Origin of the sequence: Helicobacter sp. 11S02629-2 (assembly GCF_002272875.1) — a bacterium.
Classification (GTDB): Bacteria; Campylobacterota; Campylobacteria; order Campylobacterales; family Helicobacteraceae; genus Helicobacter_I.
Genome location: NZ_MLAN01000004.1, coordinates 72,551 through 97,109, shown reverse-complemented (window position 1 = coordinate 97,109; position 24,559 = coordinate 72,551). Strand labels below are relative to the sequence as shown.

The window sequence follows — 24,559 nt, the reverse complement described above, 5'->3', positions numbered from 1 at the left end:
TACTTAAACTTCATATAGTATTAAACCATAATTATAAGGATTGAAAATGCCACTACTTGATAGCTTTAAAGTTGATCATACCATCATGCCAGCACCAGCTGTAAGACTAGCTAAGACTATGAAAACTCCACATGGAGATGATATCTGTGTTTTTGACTTAAGATTCTGCAAGCCTAATAAAGAAATCTTAGACGAAGAAGGAATCCACACTCTAGAGCATCTTTTTGCGGGCTTTATGAGAGAGCATCTTAATCAAGGTGATGTTGAGATAATTGACATCTCACCTATGGGTTGCAGGACTGGTTTTTATATGAGTGTTATAGGGTATCCAAACTTAGAAGATGTTAGACAAGCTTGGGAAGATTCTATGAATGATGTTTTAAAAGTTGCTTCAAAGTCTGATATACCTGAGCTAAACATCTATCAGTGCGGAACCGCTAAGATGCACTCACTAGAAAAAGCACAAGCTATAGCAAGAGATATACTTGATAAAGGCATAGGACTTATGGACACAGAAAAACTTTTACTTAAAGACTTTAAATAAGCCTTTTTAGCCTTAGCTATTTTATGGAATCTTTTAGATTCCACTTCCACTTAAAAACTTATAACTAGGCTTACTTAAAGCTTAGTTCTTTTGACCTTTAAGAAGGCCTATAAGCCTTAACTTCAACCTTAGTATCACATCTTTCTATAGTGCTTAGTCTATGGGCTATAACTAGCAAAGTCTTATTCTCTGAGCTTTTATATATCTCATCCATAATCCTAGATTCTGTGTCATTATCAAGGGCTGAAGTTGCCTCATCTAAGACTAAGATCTCTGGGTCATTATAAAGTGCACGCGCTATACCTATACGCTGCAACTGACCCCCACTTAATCTAACTCCTCCATCACCTACTGTAGTTTTTATACCTTTATGTTCTACTAAGAAGTCATAGATGTTTGCCTTTTTGCAAGCCTCTATTATCTTATCTTCATCTTCTTCTTCCCCAAAGGCTATGTTTGCAGCCACAGTCCCATCATATAAAAATATCTGCTGAGGTATATAGCCAACCTTACGTCTCCACGTGTCTAAATTGTCAGGAGTTAAAGGTTTGCCATCTATTAAGACATTACCCCCTTTTGGGTGATATACACCTATGATTAGATCAACTAAGGTGCTTTTACCTGCTCCGCTTGGGCCTACAAAGGCTACTTTTTGTCCTTTTTTAATACTTAGATTTATCTTTTGTAAAACTGGTTTATCAGCTATATAAGCAAAATCTACATCTTTTAATACTATGTCTTTTTCAAACTCAATTGGTCCATAGCCTTTTTTCTCACCTACTTCATGCAAGGCTTCATATACTATATTGACTGAGTTTTGTTCATAAAGCATACTTTGGTATTTATTTAAGAGGTTAGTAATTATTGGTAAAAGTCTATATAAGGCTAGGGCGTACATACTTATGATGGGTAAAACTGCTGAAGCGTCATTATATTTTATAAGTATGTAAGCAACTGAGGCTATAAGTAAGGAAAAGCCTATGGTTTCTAGTAGCATCTTAGGAGTAACACTAAGGGTGCTAACAAGTATAGAGCTTTTACCTCTTTTTAAAGAAGTATCGCTAAATATCTGATAAAGCTCATCTTGATTCCCACGAAGTTTAGTTAGCTTAAAGTTACCAAAGCTTCTACTTAAAAGGCCAAGAAAGGTTTGGTCATACTTGGTTCTTTTTTGACCTTGATCTACTATTATCTTATTTAAAACTTTAGAGATGATTAAAACTTTTACAGCAAGGATTAAAGTTAGGATGATAGTCATCTTCCAGTTTGTTATTAATAAAAGCGTATAAAGAAAAAGAGCTGTTAAGACATCACTTAAAAAGCTTAAAACTGACTGTAAGAAACTAGCTGTGTTTTGTGCTTCGCCTGTGACGACTTGCCTAAGTCTGTCTTTATTAGTAAAAGTAAACTTTAGATAGGTTAACTCTAAAGACTTGGCAAACAAACGCAAGGCAAAGTTGTGATACTTCCTAAAAGAAAAAGTATTAGTAATATAAGAATACATCACATGATAAAAAGCTCTAAATATATAAAAAAGTATCAAGATAACACTAAAAGTCACCATAAACTGAGTAGTAGAGCTAAAGCCAAAAAACTCATAGACTGCGTGAGCATATTTATTAGTTAGGATTCTTTGAGGTGTGGCAGCTAGGGTTATAAAAGGCATGATGACACTTATGCCAAAGGTCTCCATAAAAGATAAAAATATGGTAAGTAAAAAGATTCCTACTAGTTGGAATCTATCTCTTGTATTACTTAGTCTATAAAGCTTTTTTAGTGAGACTAGGAATTTATACTTTTTTTTCTCATTTTCATCTTTATCTTCTACATACTCGCCAAGTATTTTTTTATCAAAAGCATTAGGAACGCGCCTTCTGCTTTCCTCCTCGTCTACAGGTAGATTAACTGTAATTGTTTTTTGCATAAAACCACCTATTAGAGCCCTTTTTTGAATATATTCATTTACACATTAAGCAGGCTTAATTTTATCACAAAACATTAGGATATAATTTTCAACATACGCCCACCCGTGGCTTTATAAGTATCCTGCCAAGCGAGTTTATATATGAGAAACATTCCCAACATCTTAACTGTCTCTAGGATGATACTAGCGATATTACTGCTAGCTTTAATACTTCATTGGAGTAGTTTTGTGCCTTCTTATGTAGATAAAACTTGGCTTAACTACTTTGCTTGTCTTATATTTTGCCTAGCTTCTATTACTGATTTTTTTGATGGTTATGTTGCAAGGCACTTTAATCTTAAGTCCGCCTTTGGCGAAGTCTTTGACCCCTTAGCTGATAAGATGCTCATCTTGGCTGCCTTTTTTGGACTTTTGTTCCTTCATAGGGCTAATACTTGGGCAATTTTTATAATCTTAAGTAGAGAGTTTTTTATAACTGGACTTAGAGTAGTAGCAGCCATGGGCAAAGAAAGTATAGCCGCTTCAAGTCTTGGTAAGTATAAAACTGGCTTTCAGATTCTAGCCATAGCTTTTTTACTAGCTGACTACTTCCCGGGTGGAGATATACTTTTATGGATAGCAGTTGTTATTACACTTTATTCTGGGCTTGATTATGCCTTTAAGTACTACAAGGCCTTGAAGCGATGAATCTAATAATCTCTATCATAGCTTTGGGATTTTTAATATTTTTTCATGAACTAGGTCACTTTTTAGTAGCTAAGATTTTTAGAGTAAAAGTTGAAGTTTTTAGTATAGGCTTTGGTAAAAAGCTACTAGCTTATAACTATAAAGGCACGATTTATGCCATCTCTTTAATCCCACTTGGAGGCTATGTAAAGCTAAAGGGCGAAAGAGATGAGATAGCTGATGAAAAGCAAAAACCACAAAGCCTTAAGTCTGAAAAGCAAAAAATACTAGAGTATAGAAAGACAAAAAGAGACTTTTTTAAAAGTGATAGCCTTGATACTAAGCATCACCTAGCAAGGATAGCTATACTTTTTGCAGGAGCGTTTTTTAACTTCTTGATAGCTTTCATCTTGCTTTTAGCTATATCTTTTCATCATATAGCTAAGCCACTAGATAGGCCAGAAGTTGGCAAAGTTGACCCTAGCTTTCCTAGTGCTAAAGTCTTAATGCCAAAAGATCTAATCTTAAAAGTAGATGGTAAAGATATAAGTCACTTTCAAGATATATCTACTATCTTAAACTCTAATAAGTCTTTACGCACAGCAGATCTAGTGATAAAAAGAGAAGATAGAATCTTAAATCTACAAGTAGAGCTAAAAGAGCAAAACTCCCGTCTTCTTTTAGGAGTAACCCAAGCAGTCTACTATGTGAAACCAACTATAAAAGAAGCCTTTATCGACGCAGGGAGGCTGTTTAAAACCTATGCTTACTTAATAGTAGCTGGACTTAAAAAGATGGTAACTAACCTAGCTGGGATAAAAGAAGTAAGTGGCGTTATAGGTATAGCAGAGCTTAGCACTAAGGCTTTAAATCAAGATGTGCTTGTCTTTATAAATATCATAGCTTTAATCTCTATAAATCTTGGAATCTTAAACCTCCTCCCCCTTCCTATGCTAGATGGCGGGCAGATAGTTTTTAACGCCTATGAGTGGATCTTTAGACGCAGTGTTAATGCCCTCATAGCAAGAGTGCTTATAACTTTAAGTATAGTTATCTTAATAGCTTTGATGCTTATAGGAACACTAAATGATATAACTAGACTAGTTAGCCAGTAGAAAGTGCTAAAAGATGTACTATTTAAGCCAAGTCTTGCTATACTTCAAGAATCTGCAAAATACAACAATTAATAGTGTGATCTATTAAGGAGAAAGATTGAACTTTTCTGTACCAGCTACAAGTGCAAACCTAGGTCCGGGCTTTGATAGTCTTGGGCTTTCTTTGAATTTTAGAAATTTTTTCACTATCACACCTTCTCAGACTCAAAGCATACAGATAAATGGAGAAGGCAGCAATAGGGCTAAGTTCTTAAATGATAATATGTTTGTAAAAATCTTTAAAGAGGTCACAAAAAAAATAGGTGATACTAGCATCCAGTATGACTTTAACTTTAATAACTTTATACCTATATCAAGAGGGCTAGGAAGCTCAAGTGCTTTGATAGTTGGTGCTATCTTTAGTGCGTATAAACTTGCCAATAAGATTCCAAACAAGCAAGAGATTTTAAACCTTGCTTTAAACTATGAAAACCATCCTGATAATATTACTCCAGCAGTCTTTGGTGGCTTTAATGTAAGCATAGTAAAACATCATAAAAACCATAACAGTGTTATAACCTTAAGAAAAAATATGCCTAGTTGTGTTAGAGCTGTCATGGTCATACCTCCTAAGGCTATGAACACTAAGTACTCAAGAAATATACTCCCAAAAGCTTACAACACCCAAGACTGCGTTTTTAATCTATCTCATGCAAGCTTACTTAGCTTTGCCTTTGCTGAAGAAAGATGGGATATGCTAAAAGAAGCTGCAGTTGATAGGATGCATCAAGATCAGAGGATGAGAGATATGCCTGTGCTTTTTGATATAGTAAACGCTTCTTATGATGCAGGATCTCTTATGTCTACGCTTTCTGGGAGTGGATCTAGTATCTTTAGTCTTTGTTATGAAGATGATGCTAGTGCTATCTGTGCTAAGCTTCAAAGTAGATTCTCAAAGTATAGAGTTTTTGATGTCGCATTTGATAATGACGGCGTAAAGATAGAGAAGTTTTAATTTGACAACCACCTTAAAGGATATAAATGCGCTAGTTAGTGCCCTGCAAGAGCAGACAGCTCTTAGTCAACCTGCTTCAAAAAATAGTATTCGCATGTGTGCTAGATGTAGAAAGAGACTACCTCAAAGTAGCCTTTTTAGACTGCAAGTTAGTAACAAGGAAATAGTTTTTTTTAGTGGGATAGGAAGAAGTTTTTACATCTGTGATGAGTGCTCTAAGCGAGCAGATATTAAAAATATATTGATGAAACTTGCTAATAGTAGTGTTGTATTAAGGAGACATAAGAATGGCAAAAATAAGTGAAATAGCAGCAGACTTAGGAAAAAAACCTAGCATAGTCGTAACAAAGGCTAAAGAGTTAGGCTTAAATATAAAAGGGGCGATGAGCTCAGTAAATGATGAAGAAGCCTTAAGGCTATATACCTATATAACTCAAGGTATAGACACTCACGCAAGCACAAAAGTAGCTGCAGATTCTAATGCCACTAAAGAAGAAGATGCTTCTAATCAAGCTAACTCTAGTAGCCAAGATAATGCCGCTAAGATTGAAGAAGCATTAGAGCAAGACATAGCTAAAACTACAAAAGCTAAAAAAGAAGAAGATGTCAAAGCAGCACTAAAAGATAGCACCAAAAAAGACCTAGAAGTTACAGCTAGCCAAGATACTGTAAGTAGTCAAGATGATATAAAAGAAGCAAAGCCACTTAAAGACAAGATAAGGATAGTAAGCACTCCTAAAGTAGAAACTAAGCAGCCTGATATAAAGCCTGATACCAAAAAAGATGAGAACTTTAAAGCTAGTGCTATGAGCTTACAAGATATGAAAAATGAAGATTCTAGAAATGATTCTAAAAAAGATATACCTATCCTTAATCTAAATAAGCCAGAGATAAAGCAAGCCATACAAGAGATAAAAGACGATCTTAATAACGCCAAACTTGAAGGTAACTCTCTACCTAGACCAGTAGAACAAGATGTTAGAAAGACTTATGGAAGAGTTAGAGTTGTAAGTAAGAATCAAAGTGAAGAAGTAGCACCTAGAAGTGACAAAAAGCCAAAGATTGACCTAACTAATGCCAATGAAACCCTAGCTAAGATAAAACTAGCAGGTAGTGAAGGCACTAAACCTAAAAAAGAAAAGAAAAAAGAAGCACCAAAAGCTTCTGCTAAGTCAACCCACCACACTCAGTATCTTGAGCTAGATAGAGAGCTTGGCTTTGGTAGCTATGATGACGATGATGAAGAAGTTATGCTTTTAGACTTAAGAGAGCAAGAACTAAAAAATGAAGACGAGATAGAAAAAGTAAGAAAAGCAGTTAATGACAAGATAAGGCTTAATCGCTACAGTCCTTACATGCAAGAAGGTTCTATAAAAAGATCTACTAGAAAGAGCAGAAATAAGGGCATGGATAAAAATAATCAAAAAAATGAAGCAAACAACCTAAAAGAGATTCTAATACCTGAAGATGTAAGGGTTTATGAGTTTGCTGATAAAGCTGGCATAGAGTTAAATAAGGTCTTAGGAGTACTTTTTAACCTAGGGTTAAAAGTATTAAAAAATGACTTTTTAGATAGAGATACTATAGAGATACTAGCAAGCGAGTTTGGAATCAATGTAAAAATACAGTCAGTTGGTAATGAGATCTTAGAAGAAGTTATAAACGAAGAAGATCTAGTAGAAAGACCACCAGTTGTAACTATCATGGGTCACGTAGACCACGGTAAAACTTCCCTGTTAGATAAGATAAGAAACTCTAGGGTAGCAAGCCGCGAGGCAGGTGGTATCACCCAGCACATAGGTGCTTATATGGTAGAAAAAAATGGCAAAAAGATAAGCTTTATAGATACTCCGGGGCATGAGGCCTTTGCACAGATGAGAAGCAGGGGTGCGCAAGTTACAGATATAGCTATCATAGTTATAGCTGCTGATGATGGTGTAAAACAACAAAGTATAGAAGCACTAAACCATGCTAAAAATGCCAATGTACAAATAATCATCGCTATGAATAAGATGGATAAAGAAAACGCAAATCCAGACAAACTAAAATCAGAGTGTGCTGAGCTTGGCTTTACTCCAAGTGAGTGGGGTGGTAACTATGACTTTATACCACTTAGTGCAAAAAGTGGAGAAGGTATAGACTTACTTCTTGAAACTATACTTATACAAGCTGAGCTTTTAGATCTAAAAGCAAGCCTTAAAGCAAGGCCAAAAGCTATAGTTTTAGAAGGTTCCCAGCAAAAAGGCAAAGGGTCTGTTGCTACTATAATAGTTGAGCAAGGAATCTTAAAAGTTGGTATGAGCGTAGTAGCTGATACTGCTTATGGGAAGATTAGATCTATGCAAGATGACTTGGGTAATGAGCTAACTGAGTTGCACCCTAGCGAGATAGCACAGATAACTGGGCTTAATGAAGTCCCGCTAGCAGGATCTAGTGTCTACTATACAGAGACTGATAGTGAAGCGCGCGAACAGGCCATGAAAAGGAGTGCTTACCTAAGACAAAAGGCTTTAAGCAAAACCACAAAAGTAACCTTTGATGAGCTAAGTACTATGGTAGCCCAAGAGAATCTTAAAAGCCTTCCTATCATACTTAGGGCTGATACACAAGGAAGTCTTGAAGCACTCAAAAACTCCCTTCTTGCTTTGAGTAATGATGAAGTACAGATTAATGTTATAAGTGTTGGAGTTGGAAGTATCACTCTTTCAGATGTAAACCTTGCAAGTGCAAGCACTAACTGCATCATACTTGGCTTTAATATAAAAGCAAGCAATGAGATAAAAAATGAAGCTAAAAACCTAGGTGTTAGTCTGAAAACTTATTCTATAATCTATGACTTATTAGATGAAGTTAAACTACTAATTGGCGGTATGATGTCTCCTATCATGGAAGAAGAGATAACTGGCGAAGCTGTGATAAGAGAGCTTTTCTCAGTGGCAAAAGTAGGAGTTATCGCAGGATGTATGGTTAATGAGGGCGTGATAGAAAAAAATCTACTTGCAAGAGTTATAAGAAATGGCAAAGTAGTACATGAAGGCAAGATAGCTTCTTTAAAACGCTTTAAAGATGACGTGAGGGAAGTTAAAAAAGGCTTTGAGTGTGGGATCATGCTAGAAGGGTTTAATGACTTAAAAGCAGAAGATGTTATAGAAACTTATAAGCAGATAGCCAAAAAAAGAGAGCTTTAAGAATCTAAAAAGACCACAAGATAAAGCAAGCATAAAAACTCTTTTACTTAAGGACTTACATGCAAAAAAATGAGATCATAAAGCAAAAACAAGAAGCCTTTTTGCAAGAGTCACTAAGCCTTGCCTTAGCTAGCCTTAGTGATATACGTATAAACTCTCTTACCATCACAAAAGTTGAAGTCTCAAGAGGCAAGCAGGATGTAAAAATCTATCTTGATAAACTAGGCATTGATAATGAAAGAGAAGTCTTAGACGCTTTAAAAAGAGCTAGAAATATCTTAAAAGAGTACATCTTAAATGTCACTGGCTGGTATGCCCCACCTAAGCTAAACTTTATCATAGATGATGGCTTGGAAGCACAAAATAGGCTAGATGAGATCTTTAAGCAAATCCACAAAGATGAAAAGAAAGATTAAAAAAGCAAGACACAAGAAGGAAAAACATGTTAGATAAAGCCCTAGAAGATGAGCTTAGTGCACTAGCTATAGCAAATGGTGCCAAGCTTTATGATGCTAGTTTTGTAAAAGAAGATGGCAATCTTATACTTAGAATCTCTTTTTACAAAGAAGGTGGCGTAAGCTTAGATTTTTGCACTTTTATGAGTAACCTTATCTCACCTTTACTAGATGTAAAGCTAGCTGATATGGAAAACTACTACTTAGAAGTTAGCTCACCAGGTATTGAAAGAATCTTAAGCACGCCTAATCACTTTGGACTAAGCAAGGGTGAAAGACTAAGCGTAAAACTGCTAGATAAAAGCATAGTTGAAGGCATCTTACTAAGCAGTGATGATAAAGGCTTTGTGATAGAAACTAAAGAAGGAGAAAAAAGCTTTAGCTATGCTTTGTGTAAGAAGGTAAAAACTGCTTTTGATTGGTAGAGATAAATATACTTATAAGTATATTTAGCTTGGCTTTGCCTAAAGTTTTACTAATTAAATAAAACTTCTTTCACACTATAGCTGTGTCTAGTGATACTTAATAGTCTAATATTCCTACTTGGTGTTACAGTAAAAAGTGCTACGTCTTATGTGAAAGATGATGAGTATCTTATATTTATAAATTTAAAAAGGCTTATATAAGACAACTTTTACTAAACACAAACAAACTAAAGATAAACTTTATGAAATAATCTATGTATAAAAATGTAACATATTAACACCACATAATGTATATTGTGTGGTGTTTTGTGTGATTAAAAACTAACAAAGATTATAACACAGATGTTTTTATTTACATCTTACTCCTTATATCTAAAAAATATTCCAAAAAGAAACTTCTAAAAACAAACTTTACTCTATATCATCATAGTATATTCCTACAATAACTTGTCTACTCCATAAAATTGTTACTTTTTAAGATATATACCACCACACAATATACATTATGTGGTGATAGAACTTGATAAGGGTAGATAAGGTATGGAGCAAATCTTTAGTGATGATATAAATCTAGTAGTGGGAGCTGGTTTTTCAGGTGCAGTTATAGCTAGGCTTATAGCAGAAAACTTAGATGAAAAAGTACTAGTTATAGACTGCAAAGACCATATTGCAGGACATAGCTTTGACTATTTGCAAGATGGAATCTTGATACATAAGTATGGCTCTCATATCTTTCACACTGAGAGTGAAAAAGTATGGGATTTTATATCTAGATTCACCACTTTTAATATATACATGCATAAAGTTTTAGCCCTAATTGATGGGCAAGAAGTAAGTGTGCCTTTTAATCTAAAAACACTCCATAAACTCCTACCCATAACCCTAGCTAAAAGACTAGAGATAAAGCTTTTAAAAGAGTTTAGCTATAACACAAAAGTACCTATCTTGGAGTTTCAAAAAAGCAAAGATGAAGACTTAAACTTCTTGTTTAGATTTATCTATGAAAAAATCTTTTTGAACTACACAACTAAGCAGTGGGGGAGTATTCCAGAAAGCATAGATAAAAGCATAACTGCTAGAGTGCCAGTTCATATCAGCCTTGATGAAAGGTATTTTCAAGATAAGTTTCAAGGTATACCCATGCTTGGCTATGCACAAACTATTAAAAACATACTAGATCATAAAAGCATAGAAGTTAGACTAAACACAGGCTATAGCAAAGATTTTAGGTACAAAAGACTTTTTTTTACTGGTTCTATAGATGAGTTTTTTGACTATAAGTTTGGAGTGCTTCCTTATAGAAGTTTAGACTTTAAGCTTGAAACTCACGATACAGAGTTTTATCAAACAAACTCAGTCATAAACTATCCTAACAACTATAGCTTTACTAGGATACATGAATACAAGCACTATCTAAATACTAAAACTTCAAAAACTATCATAGCTAAGGAGTATCCAAAAGACTTTAAGCTTGGGAGTAGCCAGAGATTCTATCCAGTGGCTTGCAAGGAAAACACTACCCTTTATAACACATATCTAGATGAAGCTAAGAAGTTAAGCAACACCTACTTTCTAGGTCGCCTAGGTGATTACAAATACTACGACATGGACAAAGCTATAGAGCGTGCTTTTGATGTGTTTGAAGAAGTGAAAAAGGAGAGTTGATGTTTCTTGTAAGAGTTGATAGAGGCATGATCTTTAAGATAAAGAAACTAAGGATGACAAAATGACCCTTCTTTCAGTGATAATCCCAGTTTATAACTCTCAAAAGTATCTAAAAGAGTGTTTAGAAAGTGTAGTAAACCAAAGCTATAAAAACTTAGAGATTATCTGTATAAATGATGGCTCTATAGATTCCTCACTAGATATATTAAAAGACTATGCAGCCAAAGATAGCCGTATGAAAATACTAAGCCAAGAAAACAAGGGGTCAGGTAGTGCTAGAAACGAAGGCTTGAAAATAGCAAGTGGGGACTATATAGCCTTTATAGATGATGATGATTATATAGACTTAGACTTTTATGAAGAGGCTTTAAAGTATATAGATGATGTAGATATAGTCATTTATGGTATACAAGTATTTGGAGATATGGCCATTGGCGATATAAATTCTGATAGTGAATATTACAGAGTAAAGCACAAAGGAAAGGTTATACTTCAAGATAAGCTTATATTTAATATAGATGTATCTCCCTGCAATAAGCTTTTTAAAAAAGACATCATAGATAAGTTTGATATAGACTTCCCAGAAGGTATATACTACGAAGATGCAGAGTTTTTCTTTAAGTACATCCTTTGCTGTAAAAGTGCTTACTTTATAGACAAGTATCCTTACCACTATAGGAGACGTAAGAACTCCATCATGCATCAAACTTTTAGCGGAAGTGAGCACGCTATAGATCACTTGTATGTAGTTAAGAATCTTTATGAGTTTTTTATAAAGCATGATATTTATAAGGATTATGAAGGGCTATTTTTAGAGGTATTTGAAAGCTACTTCAAGTTTTCTTTTAATCACTCCTTAGATAAAGATAGATTAAAAGTCTTAAAGCTAGCTAGTAGCTATGCAAAGATGTTTTATCCAAGTGATAGTGTTAGCTCTAGATTTATAAAAGCACTCAAAAATGAAAAATATGAAAAAGTCTTATCAGGCAACACTTTAGGGTTAAAAGCAAAACTAAAAGCAAAGATAAAAAGTGTACTTATAAAAAGGCTTAAGCCAAGACTAGAAGCCTTTGTAGATTCTAAAATAGACATTAAGCAAATAAGTCTAGAAGAAAAGATAGCTAGCTTAGAATCTAAACTAGCTTTTTTAGATAAAAAGGTTTACTACACAGCACTTGTGCCTTCTATGACTAACAACCTTTTAGAATCTAAGAAGTTGCTAAAACGCCCTTTAAAACTAACTATCATCATCTATCATAAAGAGCACTTTTCTATGCACTCTCTTTGCAAGGCTTTAAAACTAAAAGGCTTTGAACTAAGCATCTTGATATCACCTGCTTTGGAGATAATGGAGTGCTTGAGAGAAAAAGTGTTAGAGGATAACTACAACTTTTTTGTCTCTCTTGGTTTTAATACTATAAAAGGCTATGACTTTAAAACGCAAACTGCCTATGATTTAGAATCTAATCTACCTGATTTAATAATCTATCAAACCCATTGGATGAATGACATATTAGACAGCTTTGATGTGAAGCATTTTTACAACAAAGCCCTTTGCTTGAGTATACCTTATGGGTTTATGCTGTGTGCTATAGAAGAGTATACGTTTAATGAAGAGTTTCATAATTTAGTTTGGCTAAATTGTGCCGAAACAAATGAAGCAAAACTTCTATCTCAAAGATATGCTGATAATAATGGTATAAATGTCTTAGTTACTGGTTATCCAAAGATGGATGCTTTGCTAAATCCACCACCTTTTAAATGGAAAAACGAGACTGCCAAAAAGCTTATCTGGGCACCTCATCACTCTATAAATACAACATGGGCTATAAACTTTGCTACTTTCCATTTGTATTACAAAGATTTTTATGAATATGTAAAAGCTAATAAAGATATAGAAGTAGTTTTAAGACCACATCCACTTTTAAAAAGTAGAGTTTTAGAGTTAAATATCTTAAGCGAAAAAGAATACGACAACTATATGGCTAGCTTTAATAGTTTGCCCAATGGGCAAGTATACACTGGTGCTAACTACTTTGGACTTTTTGCAAGCAGTGATGCTCTTATCTTAGATAGTGGTTCTTTCTTAGCTGAGTATATGTACACAAAAAAGCCACTTTGCTTTATAAATAGGTGGGAAGATAAGGCTACTTTAAAAACTCGTTTTAATAACTTTGGCAAGTTGGTACTTGAAGAGTGCTATATAGCAAAAGATTTTAGCTCCATAAAAGACTTTATTAAAACAGTAGTTATAAGTCAAGATGATGTTATGAAAAATAATAGAGAAAAGTTCTTTGATATGTATTTTAAAAATTATTATGGTGCGTCAGGAGAACTCATAGCAGAGTATATAACTAAGGCTCTGGGGAGATAGAAAATGGATACTAATTTTAAAAATACTCTAGTTTATGTCAGCATAGATACGATAGATGTAAAAAAACTAAATCCACGCTTAAGCCCAAATGCTTTACTTTTTTATAGACTAAAAGGAGAGTGCTATGGTAGATAAAACATACTGCATGAGTAATTATCTTGCATTTAGATTCATAAGCAATGTAAATATTAACTTTTATTCTGGGCTAAAGCATAGTAAATATACGATTTTAGATAAGCCTTATAAAGTAAGATTGGCAGTTGATGTGGACAAGATTCTGAAAGAAAAGATAATGCAATTTTATGAGCCTAAAAAAACTGCTTTATTTTTATCAGGTGGTATAGATAGTGCGATCTTAGCCTCCTACCTACCAAAGGATACTAAAGCTTACACCTTTAAGTGTATAGGTGAAAATGCTATAGACGAAACAAGCCAAGCTAAAAAATACACACATAGATATGCTTTAAGTCACGAGATAATAGAAATGCACTGGAGTGATTTTGAAAAACTAACTCCTAAGCTTTTAGAATCTAATCAAGTGCCATTCCACTCAATAGAGGTGCAACTTTTAAAAGCTGCTTTGCATGCTAAAACTCAAGGTATAGAAAAAATCATTATAGGTGATAGTGCAGATTATATCTTTGGGGGTATGGATAAGCTTTTATCAAAAGACTGGAACTTTGAAGAGTTTGTAACAAGATATAACTATATAGAACCAAGCAAGGCTCTAAAAGACTATGTGGATGTAACTAGTGAGTATGAAAAATATAAACTGCCTAATAATAAAATAGATTTTATAAAGCTTATAAACAATGATATGTTGGTGGAATCTCTAAGCTCTTATGCGAATGCTTTTAAACTAGCTGGAATCTCTTTTTTAGATCCATATTCATATATGCAAGTAGAACATTTAGACTTACAAAGGATAAGGGCAGGAGAACCAAAATACCTTTTAAGAGAGCTTTTTAAAAAAGCTTATCCAGATATAAATATCCCTACAAAGATTCCCATGCCAAGGGCTATGGACGCTTGGCTAAAAGACTATAAAACTTCAAGGCCAGAGTTTATAAAAGACTGCACAGTGGGGATGAGTGGTGATCAAAAGTGGCTTTGTTGGTGTTTAGAACAGTTTTTAAATATGTATGAAAAGATAGACAATAAGTAATTTTTATATTCAAAGTTATTTTTAACATTATCAAAAAGAGAGGCAAACATGCAAATAGGTTATACATCTGGTGTTTATGACTTATTTCACATAGGGCATTTAAACTTGCTAAAAAATGCAAAGGGACTTTGTGATAAGTTGATAGTTGGAGTTAGCGTAGATAAGCTAGTAGAGTATAAAAATAAGCGTTCTGTCATACCTTTTGAAGAGAGGCTTGAGATAGTGCGTAATATAAAATATGTCGATGCTGCTATACCTCAAGAAAGCTTGGATAAATACGAGATGTGGGAGAAATTGCACTTTGATATTTTATTTGTAGGAGATGATTGGTATAACTCTGCTAGCTGGAAAGATATGGAAGAAAAATTTAGCAAAGTAGGTGTTAAAGTGATGTATTTCCCATACACAAAAGGCACTAGCTCTACTATCTTAAATGAGACTTTAAGAAAGATAAGGCAAAAAAGCTGATGCGTAAGATCAAGAGTATGAAATCTTTTAATACTTTAAAAATGGCACACAACACTCACTTTTATGCAGTTACTGCAGAAGTAACTAAAAGTTAGGAGTATAGATGCCAAGTCCAAAAAGAAAAGGCCCTTATGTATCAGTGCTAATTCCTTGCTATAACGTAGAAAAGTTTTTAAGACAGTGCATGGATAGTGTGGTTAACCAGACCTTAAAAGATATAGAAATAATCTGCATTAATGATGGTTCAACTGATAGCACACTAGAGATACTAAAAGAGTATGCAAGCTATGACTCCCGCATAAAAATTATTAATAAGCCAAACTCAGGCTATGGAGATTCTATGAATGCTGGGTTAGATTTAGCAAGTAGTGACTACGTAGGCATAGTAGAATCTGATGACTTTATAGAGCCAGATATGTTTGAAAAACTCTACACTACAGCTAAGGTTAACGACTTAGATATAGCAAGATGTCAATACTTTTTATACACTTCTAAAGATGATGAAAACATCTTATGTGATACTTCTTATATCACTAAAAATACAGTTTATAGACCACTAGATGAGGTAGAAACTTTCTACCAGCCGCCTGCTATCTGGACTAATCTTGTCAAAAAAAGCTTGATAAAAGATAATGGGATCTTTTTTCTACCTACACCAGGAGCAAGCTATCAAGACACATCTTTTGCCTTTAAACTTTATGCCATGAGTGAACGTTTTGGCATGATAGAAGATGTGCTACTTCACTATAGGATAGATAATGAAGCTTCTTCTATAAACTCTGTAAATACTAAAGAAAAGGCCTACTGTGTTATAAAAGAGTGTGCTGAGATAAGACGCTTTGCCAAAGAAAAGGGTCTCTATCACCATCTAAAAAAAGTTATCTGTAAGATGAAGTATGCTACTTATATATGGAACTATAAAAAGTTAAGTGGAAGGCTTAAAGCTGGCTTTTTGATAAAAGTAGCAAAAGAGTTTATCTGTGATGTACTAGCTGGTAATGTAGATAAGAATCTACTATCAGACTATGAAAGAAAAAGGCTTATAAAAGCTATCTTTAGATTCCTTGTCTCCATTAGATTAAAAGGATAAAAGCTAAAAAGCACGCCTTTAGCTTTTTTTGTGTTTTTTAATAACTGCTATAAGCTTTTTATTTATTAAAAAGATGGGGGCTTTTGGCTTTTATCTTTTTTATGAGGGCTATTATCTCATGGACTGAGAACTCAGCCTCATTATCTTCTTCTCCTAAAAGCTCCATATAAGATTCTAAGGCTTCTTGCATGTAGTCTTTTTTAACACCAGCAAAATGAAAACTAACTTGTAAGAGATCAAAGACTTGGGCTTCTAGGTCTCTTATATCATCTTGTAAGACTTCATTTTGGCTTATTAGCTCTTGATAAAGCTTGGTTTGTTTGTCGTCTTTTTCCATTTTGTTTCCTTTGAGATGTATCTTTTAGTTTGTGAATAATATCAGATTGTTTAAAAGTTATTGACATGGCTTAGAACTTGTTGTCTATACTTATAGCTTGGCTGTTTTCTTCTTGCATCTTTTCGTAAGCTTGCATGTAAACTGGCTTATAGTTTTTATCAAAACTTGTTTTTAAAAGCTTTTTATGATTTGTATCTATCTCTTCTTGAGATACTATGCTAATACTTTCTTTTGAAGCAAAGGCTAACTCTATAAAAGGTAGGGCTAAAAGCACTATGCCTGCAGCTACTAGGCTTTTTAAGGCAGTTTTTATATTAAAGTTTTTATGTCTTGTGATGAGTGGCTTTTGGAAGTTGTAATATCCATAGGCATTTTTTGCTTGATGGAAGCTAAGTAGTTTTAAGATGTCATCTCTTCCTAGGTCTAGCAACTCTTCAACTGATCTAAAAGCCTTTAAGATTCCAGAGACATCTATAAGATCAAAGTAGTAGGTTTGTTTGTAGTGTCTTTGAACTTTTGCTAGCAGATAGGCTAGATCGTTTTGCTTTATAGTTTTTTCTCTTTTTGCATTGCCAGTAAAGCTTAAACAGCCTTCTGTATAGCCAAGTACTAAAAACTGTAAGCTATCTTGTACTACTATTAGACAGTTTGCAAGAAGCGGGTGTAAGTTCCCCATGTGAGAAAACATAAAGATTGGATTTATAAAATACATCTTATGTTTATAGGCATCTTGTAAGTTTTGTATGTGACTTGGCAAGGTGTAGTGAAGATGACAGATATAGTTATCGCCAGCTCTATCAAATATCTTTATATCTAAATGCTCATAAGCAAAGTCTTTTTCTTTCTCATAGGCCTTATAAAGCGCAAGGCTTTTAAAGCTACCTTTATACTCACAGTTTAGATCATGCTTGCTTATCTTTACTCTTAGTATCTTTAAGTCATCTATACGTATAAAAGCTATGTGTCTTATGAAGGCTTTTGGGAAAAGCTTATTAACTAAAATATTACAAAGCATCAAAAAGGCTCTAGTTGTCTTGCCAAAAGGCCTAAGCTTTGGGTCTAGTATAAAAAGGTCATTATAAGTAGGAGTAGCTTTAAGACTATCAAGTGGAACTTTTAAGTCTTTTTCTTTTTCTAGTGGAGGGTGTATAGGGAGTTCTACTAATAACTCATCATCAATGCTTTCTTTAACATCTTTATAAAAATTGTAGAACTTAAAGCGAAGTAAAAATGCATAATAGTTTAAAAATGCATTTTGTAAGGTATAGACCTTATTTAAAAGTCGTTCCACCATCAACAACCATAGTTTGTCCAGTCATCCAACCAGACTGAGTTTTATCGCATAAGAAAAATGCAGCCCCAGCTAAATCTTCTGGAGTACCCATGCGGTTAAGCGGGCTTTGCTCTTCAACCTTTTCTTTTATGATGGCATAGTCTGGGAAGGCTTTTAGTGCATCTGTGTCAATAGGCCCACCACTTACTGCATTAACCCTTATACCAAACTCACCCAACTCAGTTGCAGCATACTTAACCATGGTTTCAACTGCATTTTTTGAGTTACCATGTCCTGCGTAGTTTGGCATGTAGACTAGGTTGCCAGTTGAGCTAAGTGTGACTATAGAGCCTCCACCTACAAGCTTCATACGTTTTGTAGCTTCTTGTGCACCTACTACAAAGGCTAAAACTGTAGCTGTGTATATATTATTAAGTCCTTTTGGTTTTAGACGCATAAAAGGCGCAAAGCCACCAGCTACACTTTTGCCATAAATAATGGCATTAGATATAAAGAAGTCAACCCTATCAAAGTCTTTATCTACTTCTTCAAAAAGTCTTACATACTGCTCTGGCTCTAGTACATTTAGTGGATAACATCTAGCCTTTATCTTATACTTAGATTCCAACTCAGCTGCTATCTTTTTTGCTTCTTCTTCGTTTTTGTTATAAGTGAATGCCACATTAACGCCATTTTGGGCAAACTTATAAAGTATAGCCTTTCCGATGCCTCTTGTCGCCCCGCTTATAACTAGTGTTTTTCCTCTCATATAGCCCTGAGTGCTGTCTTGTGTCATAGTTGTACCTCATATTCTTTTAAAGTTTGTTCTAGTACCTTTAAGCATTCATCACTAGGATTACACAGTGGAAGTCGGTACTCTAAGGTAGGCATTAACCCACTTAAATGCATAGCTGCTTTTATAGGAATTGGATTACTTTCGTAAAATAAAGCTTTATTTATATCATAAAGCTTATTATTTATAGCTGAAGCCTCTTTCAAATTTAGCTTAGTTAGGTCTGATATCTCTTTTGGAAGCAGATTCCCAGTAACTGAGATAACCCCTTGTCCGCCTTGGAGTAATATAGGAAGATTTAGCATATCATCTCCACTCATCACCACAAAGTCTGGCATCTTTATCCTCATAACCATAACCTTTTCTATAGAGCCTGAAGCTTCTTTTATACCGTAGATGTTTTTAACTTTTGATAGTCTTATAACAGTCTCTACTTCTATATTAACTCCTGTTCTACCCGGCACGTTATAAAGTAGGACTGGAAGCTCTATACTCTCTGCTATAGCTTTGTAGTGGAGGTATAAGCCTTCTTGGGTTGGTTTGTTGTAATAAGGTGTAACGCATAAGATTCCATCTGCACCACACTTTTGGGCAAACCTAGCTAACTCTATAGCTTCTTTAGTGCTATTACTCCCAGCGCCTGCAAGCACTTTTACTTTTGTGCCATGTTTTGCATTATAAGCCTTGCAAGTTTTAACTGCTATCTCTATGCACTCCATATGTTCTTTATGGCTTAAAGTAGCACTTTCGCCAGTTGTTCCTACTGGCACACAAGCATCCATGCCATACTTCATCTGCCTAATTATTAGTTTTTCATAAGTCTCTGTGTCTATCTTGTCATTTTTAAGTGGCGTGATTAAAGCACTCATGGCTCCAGTTATCATTCATCTTCCTTGTGTGAGTTGGACTTTGGACTCATAGTGAGTGTTGTTAAGTTAGCTTTAGTGAAGTAGTAGTCTGAAACATCTTGCAAGTCTTTTAAGTTCACAGAGTTCACATCTTTTATGTAGTTTTTAAGATGCTTTAAGGATACATCTACGTCTTTGCTATCAGCCCCACCTATAAAGCTTGCAAAGATTCCAGCTAGCTTGCTACTACTTTCAAAACTATATAAAAATCTCGCATTAATAGCAGCCTTAGCCTTATCTAAGTCAGCCTCACTTATCTTTCTTTCTTTGATATTTTGTATCACTTTTAAGATTTCATCTTTAGCATCACTTGCTTTTTTGTCTTTGTTCATAGTAGCTATGATGAAAAATACTCCGCCATGTTTTAGTTTCATATTAAAACTACTTATATCACTAGTTAGTTTTAACTCATCGCTTAGTTTTTCATCTAGCAAAGAAGAGTTAGTGCCACCTAAGATATAGCCTAGTACATCTAAGACTACTTTATCTTTATACTTGGCTGCTTCATCTCTTTTATCACTTAGTTTAGAAGTTCTAAAGCCGAGGGCTAGGTACTCTAAGCCACCTGTGTATCTGTGTATATTTACTACTTTTTCACCATCACTATCTGGTTCGTTTTCGTAAAATGCAGGAATTTCTTTCTTATTTTTGATATTACCAAAGTACTTTTTTGTTTTAGCAAAGGCCTCTTTTGGGTCTATATCGCCAACTATTAAAACAGTTGCATTTGTTGGTTGATAGTAGGTTTTGTGAAAGTCTTTTAAGTCTTTAATATTCCAATTAAGTATATCGCTATGAAAGCCTATTGGAGTCCAATGGTAGGGACTATAAACAAAGGCAGTGTTAAAGAATCTAAAGTAAAGATAGCCTATAGGGTTATCTTCAGTTCTCCAAAGTCTTTCTTGCATAACTACTTGTCTTTCGGTTTGAAACTCAGAATCTTTTAAAGTGAGATTCCCCATTAAGTCAGCAAAAAGCTTTAGGGAAGTATCTAGGTTACTAGAGGATGATTTTATAAAGTAGCGAGTGTAGTCAAAGCCAGTAGAAGCGTTATCAACTCCACCCATACGTTTTACTATAGTGTCAAACTCACCAGCTTTTAGATTCTTGGTTGACTTAAAGTTCATATGCTCTATCATATGCGCTATACCACTTTTGCCCATTTTCTCATCGCCTGAGCCTACATTATAGATAACATCAGTTTCTATGACATTAGAGCCATTTCTTAAAGGCACTACGACTATATTTAGTCCATTTTCTTTTAGTGTTTCTACCTGAAAAGGTAGCGATACAGCCGCACTTAGAGCACTCATTAAAACTCCTATCATTATTACAAATCTCATCTTACATTAATCCCAATAACATCTTTTATATTAGAAAAGCCTTCTTGCACCATTAGCGAAGAAAGTTCACTGTTTAGTCTTTTTACTACTCCGGGTCCTTCATATATTATACTAGTTAGAATCTGAACTAAAGACGCACCATTTTTAAGTCTTTCTAAAATATCACTAGCACTATCTATACCACCAACTGAGACTATGATGCCTTCTTTGAAAAAAGCCTTGCCTAGCTCTTTTAAAACTTCATTACTTTTAGTTTTTAAAACCTCACCACTTAGCCCACCAAAAGGGATTCCATCTTTTAACTTTGGGCTAGAAACTAAGGAGTAGTCAATCGTAGTATTAGTAGCTATTAGTCCACTTGCCCCACTACTAAGTGCACTTTTGCATACTTCAAGCATGGAATCTAATTCCATATCAGGAGAGATCTTTAAAAAAGTCGGTTTATTAGTTAGGCTTTTTGCCATAGAGAAAAGTTCATTTACAAAGCTTACATCTTGCAAGTCTCTAAGGCCAACAGTATTAGGAGAAGAGACGTTAAAAACAAAGTAGTCGCCATAATCTATAGTAGCTTTTAAAGCTAGCTCATAAGCAGTTAGGGCATCTGCTAGAGCTATATTTTTATTTTTACCTAGATTTATGCCAAGAGGTATACAAAAAGGATAGACTTTTTGCAAGTTATTTATAACTGCCCTAACGCCTAGGTTATTAAATCCCATGGCATTTTGTAAAGACTTAGCTTCCACATGTCTAAAAAGTCTAGGTTTTGGGTTGCCATCTTGTGGATTATGAGTAATGGTACCTAGCTCTAAGTGTGAAAAACCTAGCGTTGTTAGCCCTCTAACCATTGTGGCATTTTTATCAAAACCCGGTGCTAAGCCTATAGGGTTGTAAAATCTCATACCTAAAATCTCATTATCAAGGCTAGCGTGGTACTTACAAAAGTGTGAAGCTAGCATATTTTCTATTAGTGGGGTGTAGCTTACACCTGAGAGGGCCTTTTCCACTATCTCATGTGCAGTCTCTGGGTTTAGTTTAAATATATATGATCTAACTTTGTGATAAAAACTCATATATAACCTTGCTTTATTTTATTACCCTTACATTCTAGCATATAAGTATGGTGCATATTGCCTTTACTCTACATAGATTCCATCAAAACAGGCTTTACAAAACTCACTGCAACGATTTGTCTCACTTTTTACGTCTTTTATCTCAGTTAGTGCAGCCTCTAAACCTTCTAAACTTAAAAAGCCTAAACTATCAGCGTGAAGATACTCTTTTACTTCTTCTAAGCTTTTATTAGCACAGATTAACTCTTCTTTATTGGGTGTATCTACCCCGTAGTAGCAAGGACTTATGGTTTGAGGAGCAGCTATTAAAAGATGTACCTCTTTAGCTCCAGCGTTTCTTAAAAGTCTAACTATGGCTTTAGAAGTAGTCCCACGAACTAGTGAATCATCTATAACGATGACTTTTTTATCTTTTATCACTTCTTTGATAGGATTTAGTTTTAATCTTACTTTTAACTCACGCAAGGATTGTGTTGGCTCTATGAAAGTCCTTCCTACGTAGTGGTTTCTAATCAAGCCTAGTTCAAAAGGTATGCCTGATTGCACGCTATAGCCTAGGGCTGCTGCTATGCCGCTATCTGGCACGGGCACTACCATATCAGCATCTACTTTATGCTCAATGGCTAGTCTTTTCCCAAGTGCTTTTCTTACTTCATACACACTTCTTCCAAACACCAAGCTATCAGGTCTTGAAAAGTAGACATACTCAAAGATACAAGGCTTACTAGGAGTGCTTTCATCAAACATAGTACTTACAAATCGTGCTTCATGAATGGATTCCATCTTATTTCTTTCAAAGACTAGTAGCTCACCCGGTTTTACATCTCTTATAAACTTAGCATTTATTAGATCAAAAGCACAGGTTTCGCTAGCTACTACGTAGCCTTTAGTGCCATCTTCATTATCAAGCTGGGCTAGTGAAAGAGGCCTAAGACCAAATCTATCACGCAGTGCAAACATTTTAGAACGGCTTATAAAAACTAAGGCAAAAGCACCTTTAAGCATCTTTATAGCTTCTATGATTCTAGCTGTAAGGTTAGTTTGCTTACTTCTGGCTATAAGATGGAGGATAACTTCAGTATCTAGCTGACTTTGAAATATAGCCCCTTCACGAGTAAGCATCTCGCGAAGTTCTAAAGCGTTGGTTATATTGCCATTATGGGCTATAGAAAACTCACCTAAGTTATATCTTGCAAAAAGAGGCTGGGAGTCTGCAAGGGAGTTATCGCCTGCTGTTGAGTAGCGATTATGCCCTATGGCACTAAAGCCAGCTAGGGCTTTTAAGGTGTCTTTTTTAAAGACATCAGTTACTAATCCACTATCTTTAAAAGTGGCTATATCGTGGCCATTACTAACGCTTATACCGCTTGCTTCTTGACCTCTGTGCTGCATGGCAAAGAGGGTGTAGTAGGCAAGGTTAGCTGCGTGATTTGAGTTATAAATCCCAGTTACAGCACACTTTTCTTTTAAAGAATCCATATCAGTTAAGTCATCTCTCATCGCAAGGTCTTTATTATAAGTAGGGTTTAGCATATGTGATTTTATCATCTTTTATTCATGTTATTAGCTTGTGCTATTTGGCTTGATTTAGGCTTACTAAAACGCCTTCCATTATAGAATCTATCTCGCCATCAAGTATGGCTTGGGTGTTAGAGTAAGCAAGGTTGCTTCTAGTGTCTTTTACTTGCTGATAAGGTGCTAAGACATAGCTTCTTATCTGATAGCCAAAGCCCATCTCGCTTTTATCATTACTATTAGCCCTATCAGTGTTTTTTTGCTTTTCTAGGGCGTAGAGTTTAGAAGTTAGCATCTTTAAAGCAGTGGCTTTATTTTTGTGCTGAGATCTGTCATTTTGGCATTGCACTACTATGCCAGTTGGGATGTGGGTTATCCTTATAGCAGATTCAGTTTTATTAACATGCTGTCCGCCTGCACCACTAGCTCTATAAGTATCTATCCTTATGTCTTTATCTAGTATCTCTATATCTATATTATCATCTAGCTCAGGACTTACTTGCACGCTTACAAAAGAAGTATGACGCTTAGCGTTAGAATCAAAAGGTGAAATCCTAACTAGTCTATGCACACCAGATTCTACTTTTGCATAGCCATAAGCGTTTTCTCCTCTTATAATAAAACTTACTCCTTTTAGACCTGCTTCTTCACCTTCTTGATAGTCTAAAAGCTCTAGCTTAAAGCCACGACGCTGTGCCCATCTAACATACATCCTATAAAGCATCAAGCACCAATCCATGCTTTCAGTCCCACCAGCTCCTGGCTGTATAGTAAAGATAGCATTCATGGAATCTAACTCATCACTAAGCATGACTTTTATCTCTAAGTCTTTGATGCTATTTTCTAAGCCTTCACTATCAAGATATAAAAGCTCTAAAGTGTCATTATCTTCAGTTCCTAAAGACATCTCATAAAGCTCGCTAGCATCTTTTAGATTATCACTTGCTGTTATGTAAGCACTAAGCAAGGAGTTTAACCTTTGCTTTTCTTTTAAAAGCTTTGAAGCAAGGCTGGCATCTTCCCAAAAGTCTTTGTCTAAAGACTTAGATTCTATATCTTTTAGCCTTTCTTTTATGTGTGTGGGGTTTATGATCTTTTCTATATTTGTAGTTTTTGTGCTTAATGTTTTTAATAACTCACCGTATTCATAAGAATCCATTTTCATCATGTCCTTTTAACTTTGGGCTTATTTTACTAAAGTTAATGAATATAGTTTTACAATGCTTTTTAAAATTATCATTTTAAAA

General features: G+C 34.8%; 22 protein-coding genes. 13 read left to right on the top strand and 9 right to left on the bottom strand.

The features are described 5' to 3' along the window. Nucleotides 1-46 precede the first annotated feature (46 nt). Complete coding sequence (luxS, locus tag BKH40_RS03845; protein ID WP_095277106.1) at nt 47-544, top strand: S-ribosylhomocysteine lyase; 498 nt, start codon at nt 47-49, stop codon at nt 542-544. A 97-nt stretch (nt 545-641) separates the two neighbouring features. Here the strand turns inward: luxS and BKH40_RS03840 are convergent, their stop codons facing one another. Beyond that, nucleotides 642-2,468: an ABC transporter ATP-binding protein gene (locus BKH40_RS03840; protein ID WP_095277104.1), complete on the bottom strand. Its 1,827-nt coding sequence runs from the start codon at nt 2,466-2,468 to the stop codon at nt 642-644. Nucleotides 2,469-2,609: 141 nt separating this feature from the next. On the opposite strand from BKH40_RS03840, the gene pgsA reads away from it, so the two are divergent. The 12 genes from pgsA to BKH40_RS03780 all read left to right on the top strand — a co-directional run bounded on the left by pgsA (nt 2,610) and on the right by BKH40_RS03780 (nt 16,073). After that, the gene (gene pgsA / locus BKH40_RS03835) at nt 2,610-3,155 is read left to right on the top strand and encodes a CDP-diacylglycerol--glycerol-3-phosphate 3-phosphatidyltransferase (RefSeq protein ID WP_095277103.1); all 546 of its coding nucleotides are present in this window, start codon (nt 2,610-2,612) and stop codon (nt 3,153-3,155) included. Then, entirely contained in the window at nt 3,152-4,249 is a 1,098-nt protein-coding gene (gene rseP / locus BKH40_RS03830; RefSeq protein WP_095277101.1) for an RIP metalloprotease RseP, read from the top strand. Before pgsA ends, rseP begins: the two co-directional genes overlap by 4 nt. A 97-nt stretch (nt 4,250-4,346) precedes the next feature. Continuing rightward, a complete protein-coding gene (gene thrB / locus BKH40_RS03825; protein WP_095277099.1) occupies nt 4,347-5,243 on the top strand; it encodes a homoserine kinase in 897 nt (298 codons plus the stop codon). Nucleotides 5,244-5,530: 287 nt separating this feature from the next. Then, nucleotides 5,531-8,431: a translation initiation factor IF-2 gene (gene infB / locus BKH40_RS03815; RefSeq protein ID WP_095277098.1), complete on the top strand. Its 2,901-nt coding sequence runs from the start codon at nt 5,531-5,533 to the stop codon at nt 8,429-8,431. Between the two features lie 59 nt (nt 8,432-8,490). Then, entirely contained in the window at nt 8,491-8,847 is a 357-nt protein-coding gene (gene rbfA / locus BKH40_RS03810) for a 30S ribosome-binding factor RbfA (RefSeq protein WP_095277096.1), read from the top strand. A 26-nt stretch (nt 8,848-8,873) separates the two neighbouring features. After that, nucleotides 8,874-9,311: a ribosome maturation factor RimP gene (locus tag BKH40_RS03805; RefSeq protein ID WP_095277094.1), complete on the top strand. Its 438-nt coding sequence runs from the start codon at nt 8,874-8,876 to the stop codon at nt 9,309-9,311. Nucleotides 9,312-9,851: 540 nt separating this feature from the next. Then, nucleotides 9,852-10,976 carry a UDP-galactopyranose mutase gene (glf, locus tag BKH40_RS03800; protein WP_095277092.1) on the top strand — a complete coding sequence of 375 codons (1,125 nt, stop codon included), beginning with the start codon at nt 9,852-9,854 and terminating at the stop codon, nt 10,974-10,976. 61 nt (nt 10,977-11,037) lie between these two features. Next, entirely contained in the window at nt 11,038-13,350 is a 2,313-nt protein-coding gene (locus BKH40_RS03795; RefSeq protein WP_095277090.1) for a glycosyltransferase, read from the top strand. Nucleotides 13,351-13,353: 3 nt separating this feature from the next. Continuing rightward, nucleotides 13,354-13,485: a hypothetical protein gene (locus BKH40_RS08950; RefSeq protein ID WP_257842502.1), complete on the top strand. Its 132-nt coding sequence runs from the start codon at nt 13,354-13,356 to the stop codon at nt 13,483-13,485. After that, on the top strand, nt 13,475-14,515 hold the full coding sequence (locus BKH40_RS03790; RefSeq protein ID WP_095277089.1) for an asparagine synthase-related protein: 1,041 nt from the start codon (nt 13,475-13,477) through the stop codon (nt 14,513-14,515). The genes BKH40_RS08950 and BKH40_RS03790 overlap by 11 nt, the downstream gene beginning before the upstream one ends. Nucleotides 14,516-14,563: 48 nt before the next feature. Further along, nucleotides 14,564-14,983, top strand: a complete 420-nt coding sequence (locus BKH40_RS03785; protein ID WP_095277087.1) for an adenylyltransferase/cytidyltransferase family protein — start codon at nt 14,564-14,566, stop codon at nt 14,981-14,983. 103 nt (nt 14,984-15,086) lie between these two features. Beyond that, nucleotides 15,087-16,073, top strand: coding sequence for a glycosyltransferase (locus BKH40_RS03780; RefSeq protein WP_095277086.1), 987 nt, complete (start codon nt 15,087-15,089; stop codon nt 16,071-16,073). Between the two features lie 58 nt (nt 16,074-16,131). On the opposite strand, the gene BKH40_RS03775 is transcribed toward BKH40_RS03780, so the two are convergent. The 8 genes from BKH40_RS03775 to prfB all read right to left on the bottom strand — a co-directional run bounded on the left by BKH40_RS03775 (nt 16,132) and on the right by prfB (nt 24,471). Beyond that, nucleotides 16,132-16,410, bottom strand: coding sequence for a hypothetical protein (locus tag BKH40_RS03775; protein WP_095277084.1), 279 nt, complete (start codon nt 16,408-16,410; stop codon nt 16,132-16,134). A 70-nt stretch (nt 16,411-16,480) separates the two neighbouring features. Next, nucleotides 16,481-17,704, bottom strand: coding sequence for a hypothetical protein (locus tag BKH40_RS03770; RefSeq protein ID WP_095277082.1), 1,224 nt, complete (start codon nt 17,702-17,704; stop codon nt 16,481-16,483). Continuing rightward, the gene (locus tag BKH40_RS03765) at nt 17,682-18,479 is read right to left on the bottom strand and encodes an enoyl-ACP reductase (RefSeq protein ID WP_095277081.1); all 798 of its coding nucleotides are present in this window, start codon (nt 18,477-18,479) and stop codon (nt 17,682-17,684) included. The genes BKH40_RS03770 and BKH40_RS03765 overlap by 23 nt, the downstream gene beginning before the upstream one ends. Further along, nucleotides 18,476-19,360 carry a 4-hydroxy-tetrahydrodipicolinate synthase gene (dapA, locus tag BKH40_RS03760; RefSeq protein ID WP_095277079.1) on the bottom strand — a complete coding sequence of 295 codons (885 nt, stop codon included), beginning with the start codon at nt 19,358-19,360 and terminating at the stop codon, nt 18,476-18,478. Before dapA ends, BKH40_RS03765 begins: the two co-directional genes overlap by 4 nt. Then, a complete protein-coding gene (locus tag BKH40_RS03755; RefSeq protein WP_095277077.1) occupies nt 19,357-20,697 on the bottom strand; it encodes a pitrilysin family protein in 1,341 nt (446 codons plus the stop codon). The genes dapA and BKH40_RS03755 overlap by 4 nt, the downstream gene beginning before the upstream one ends. A gap of 26 nt (nt 20,698-20,723) precedes the next feature. Continuing rightward, the gene (pyrD, locus tag BKH40_RS03750) at nt 20,724-21,797 is read right to left on the bottom strand and encodes a dihydroorotate dehydrogenase (quinone) (RefSeq protein ID WP_095277075.1); all 1,074 of its coding nucleotides are present in this window, start codon (nt 21,795-21,797) and stop codon (nt 20,724-20,726) included. A gap of 63 nt (nt 21,798-21,860) precedes the next feature. After that, nucleotides 21,861-23,297 carry an amidophosphoribosyltransferase gene (gene purF, locus BKH40_RS03745; RefSeq protein WP_257842500.1) on the bottom strand — a complete coding sequence of 479 codons (1,437 nt, stop codon included), beginning with the start codon at nt 23,295-23,297 and terminating at the stop codon, nt 21,861-21,863. A 73-nt stretch (nt 23,298-23,370) separates the two neighbouring features. Then, a complete protein-coding gene (gene prfB, locus BKH40_RS03740; RefSeq protein WP_095277074.1) occupies nt 23,371-24,471 on the bottom strand; it encodes a peptide chain release factor 2 in 1,101 nt (366 codons plus the stop codon). Nucleotides 24,472-24,559 lie beyond the last annotated feature (88 nt).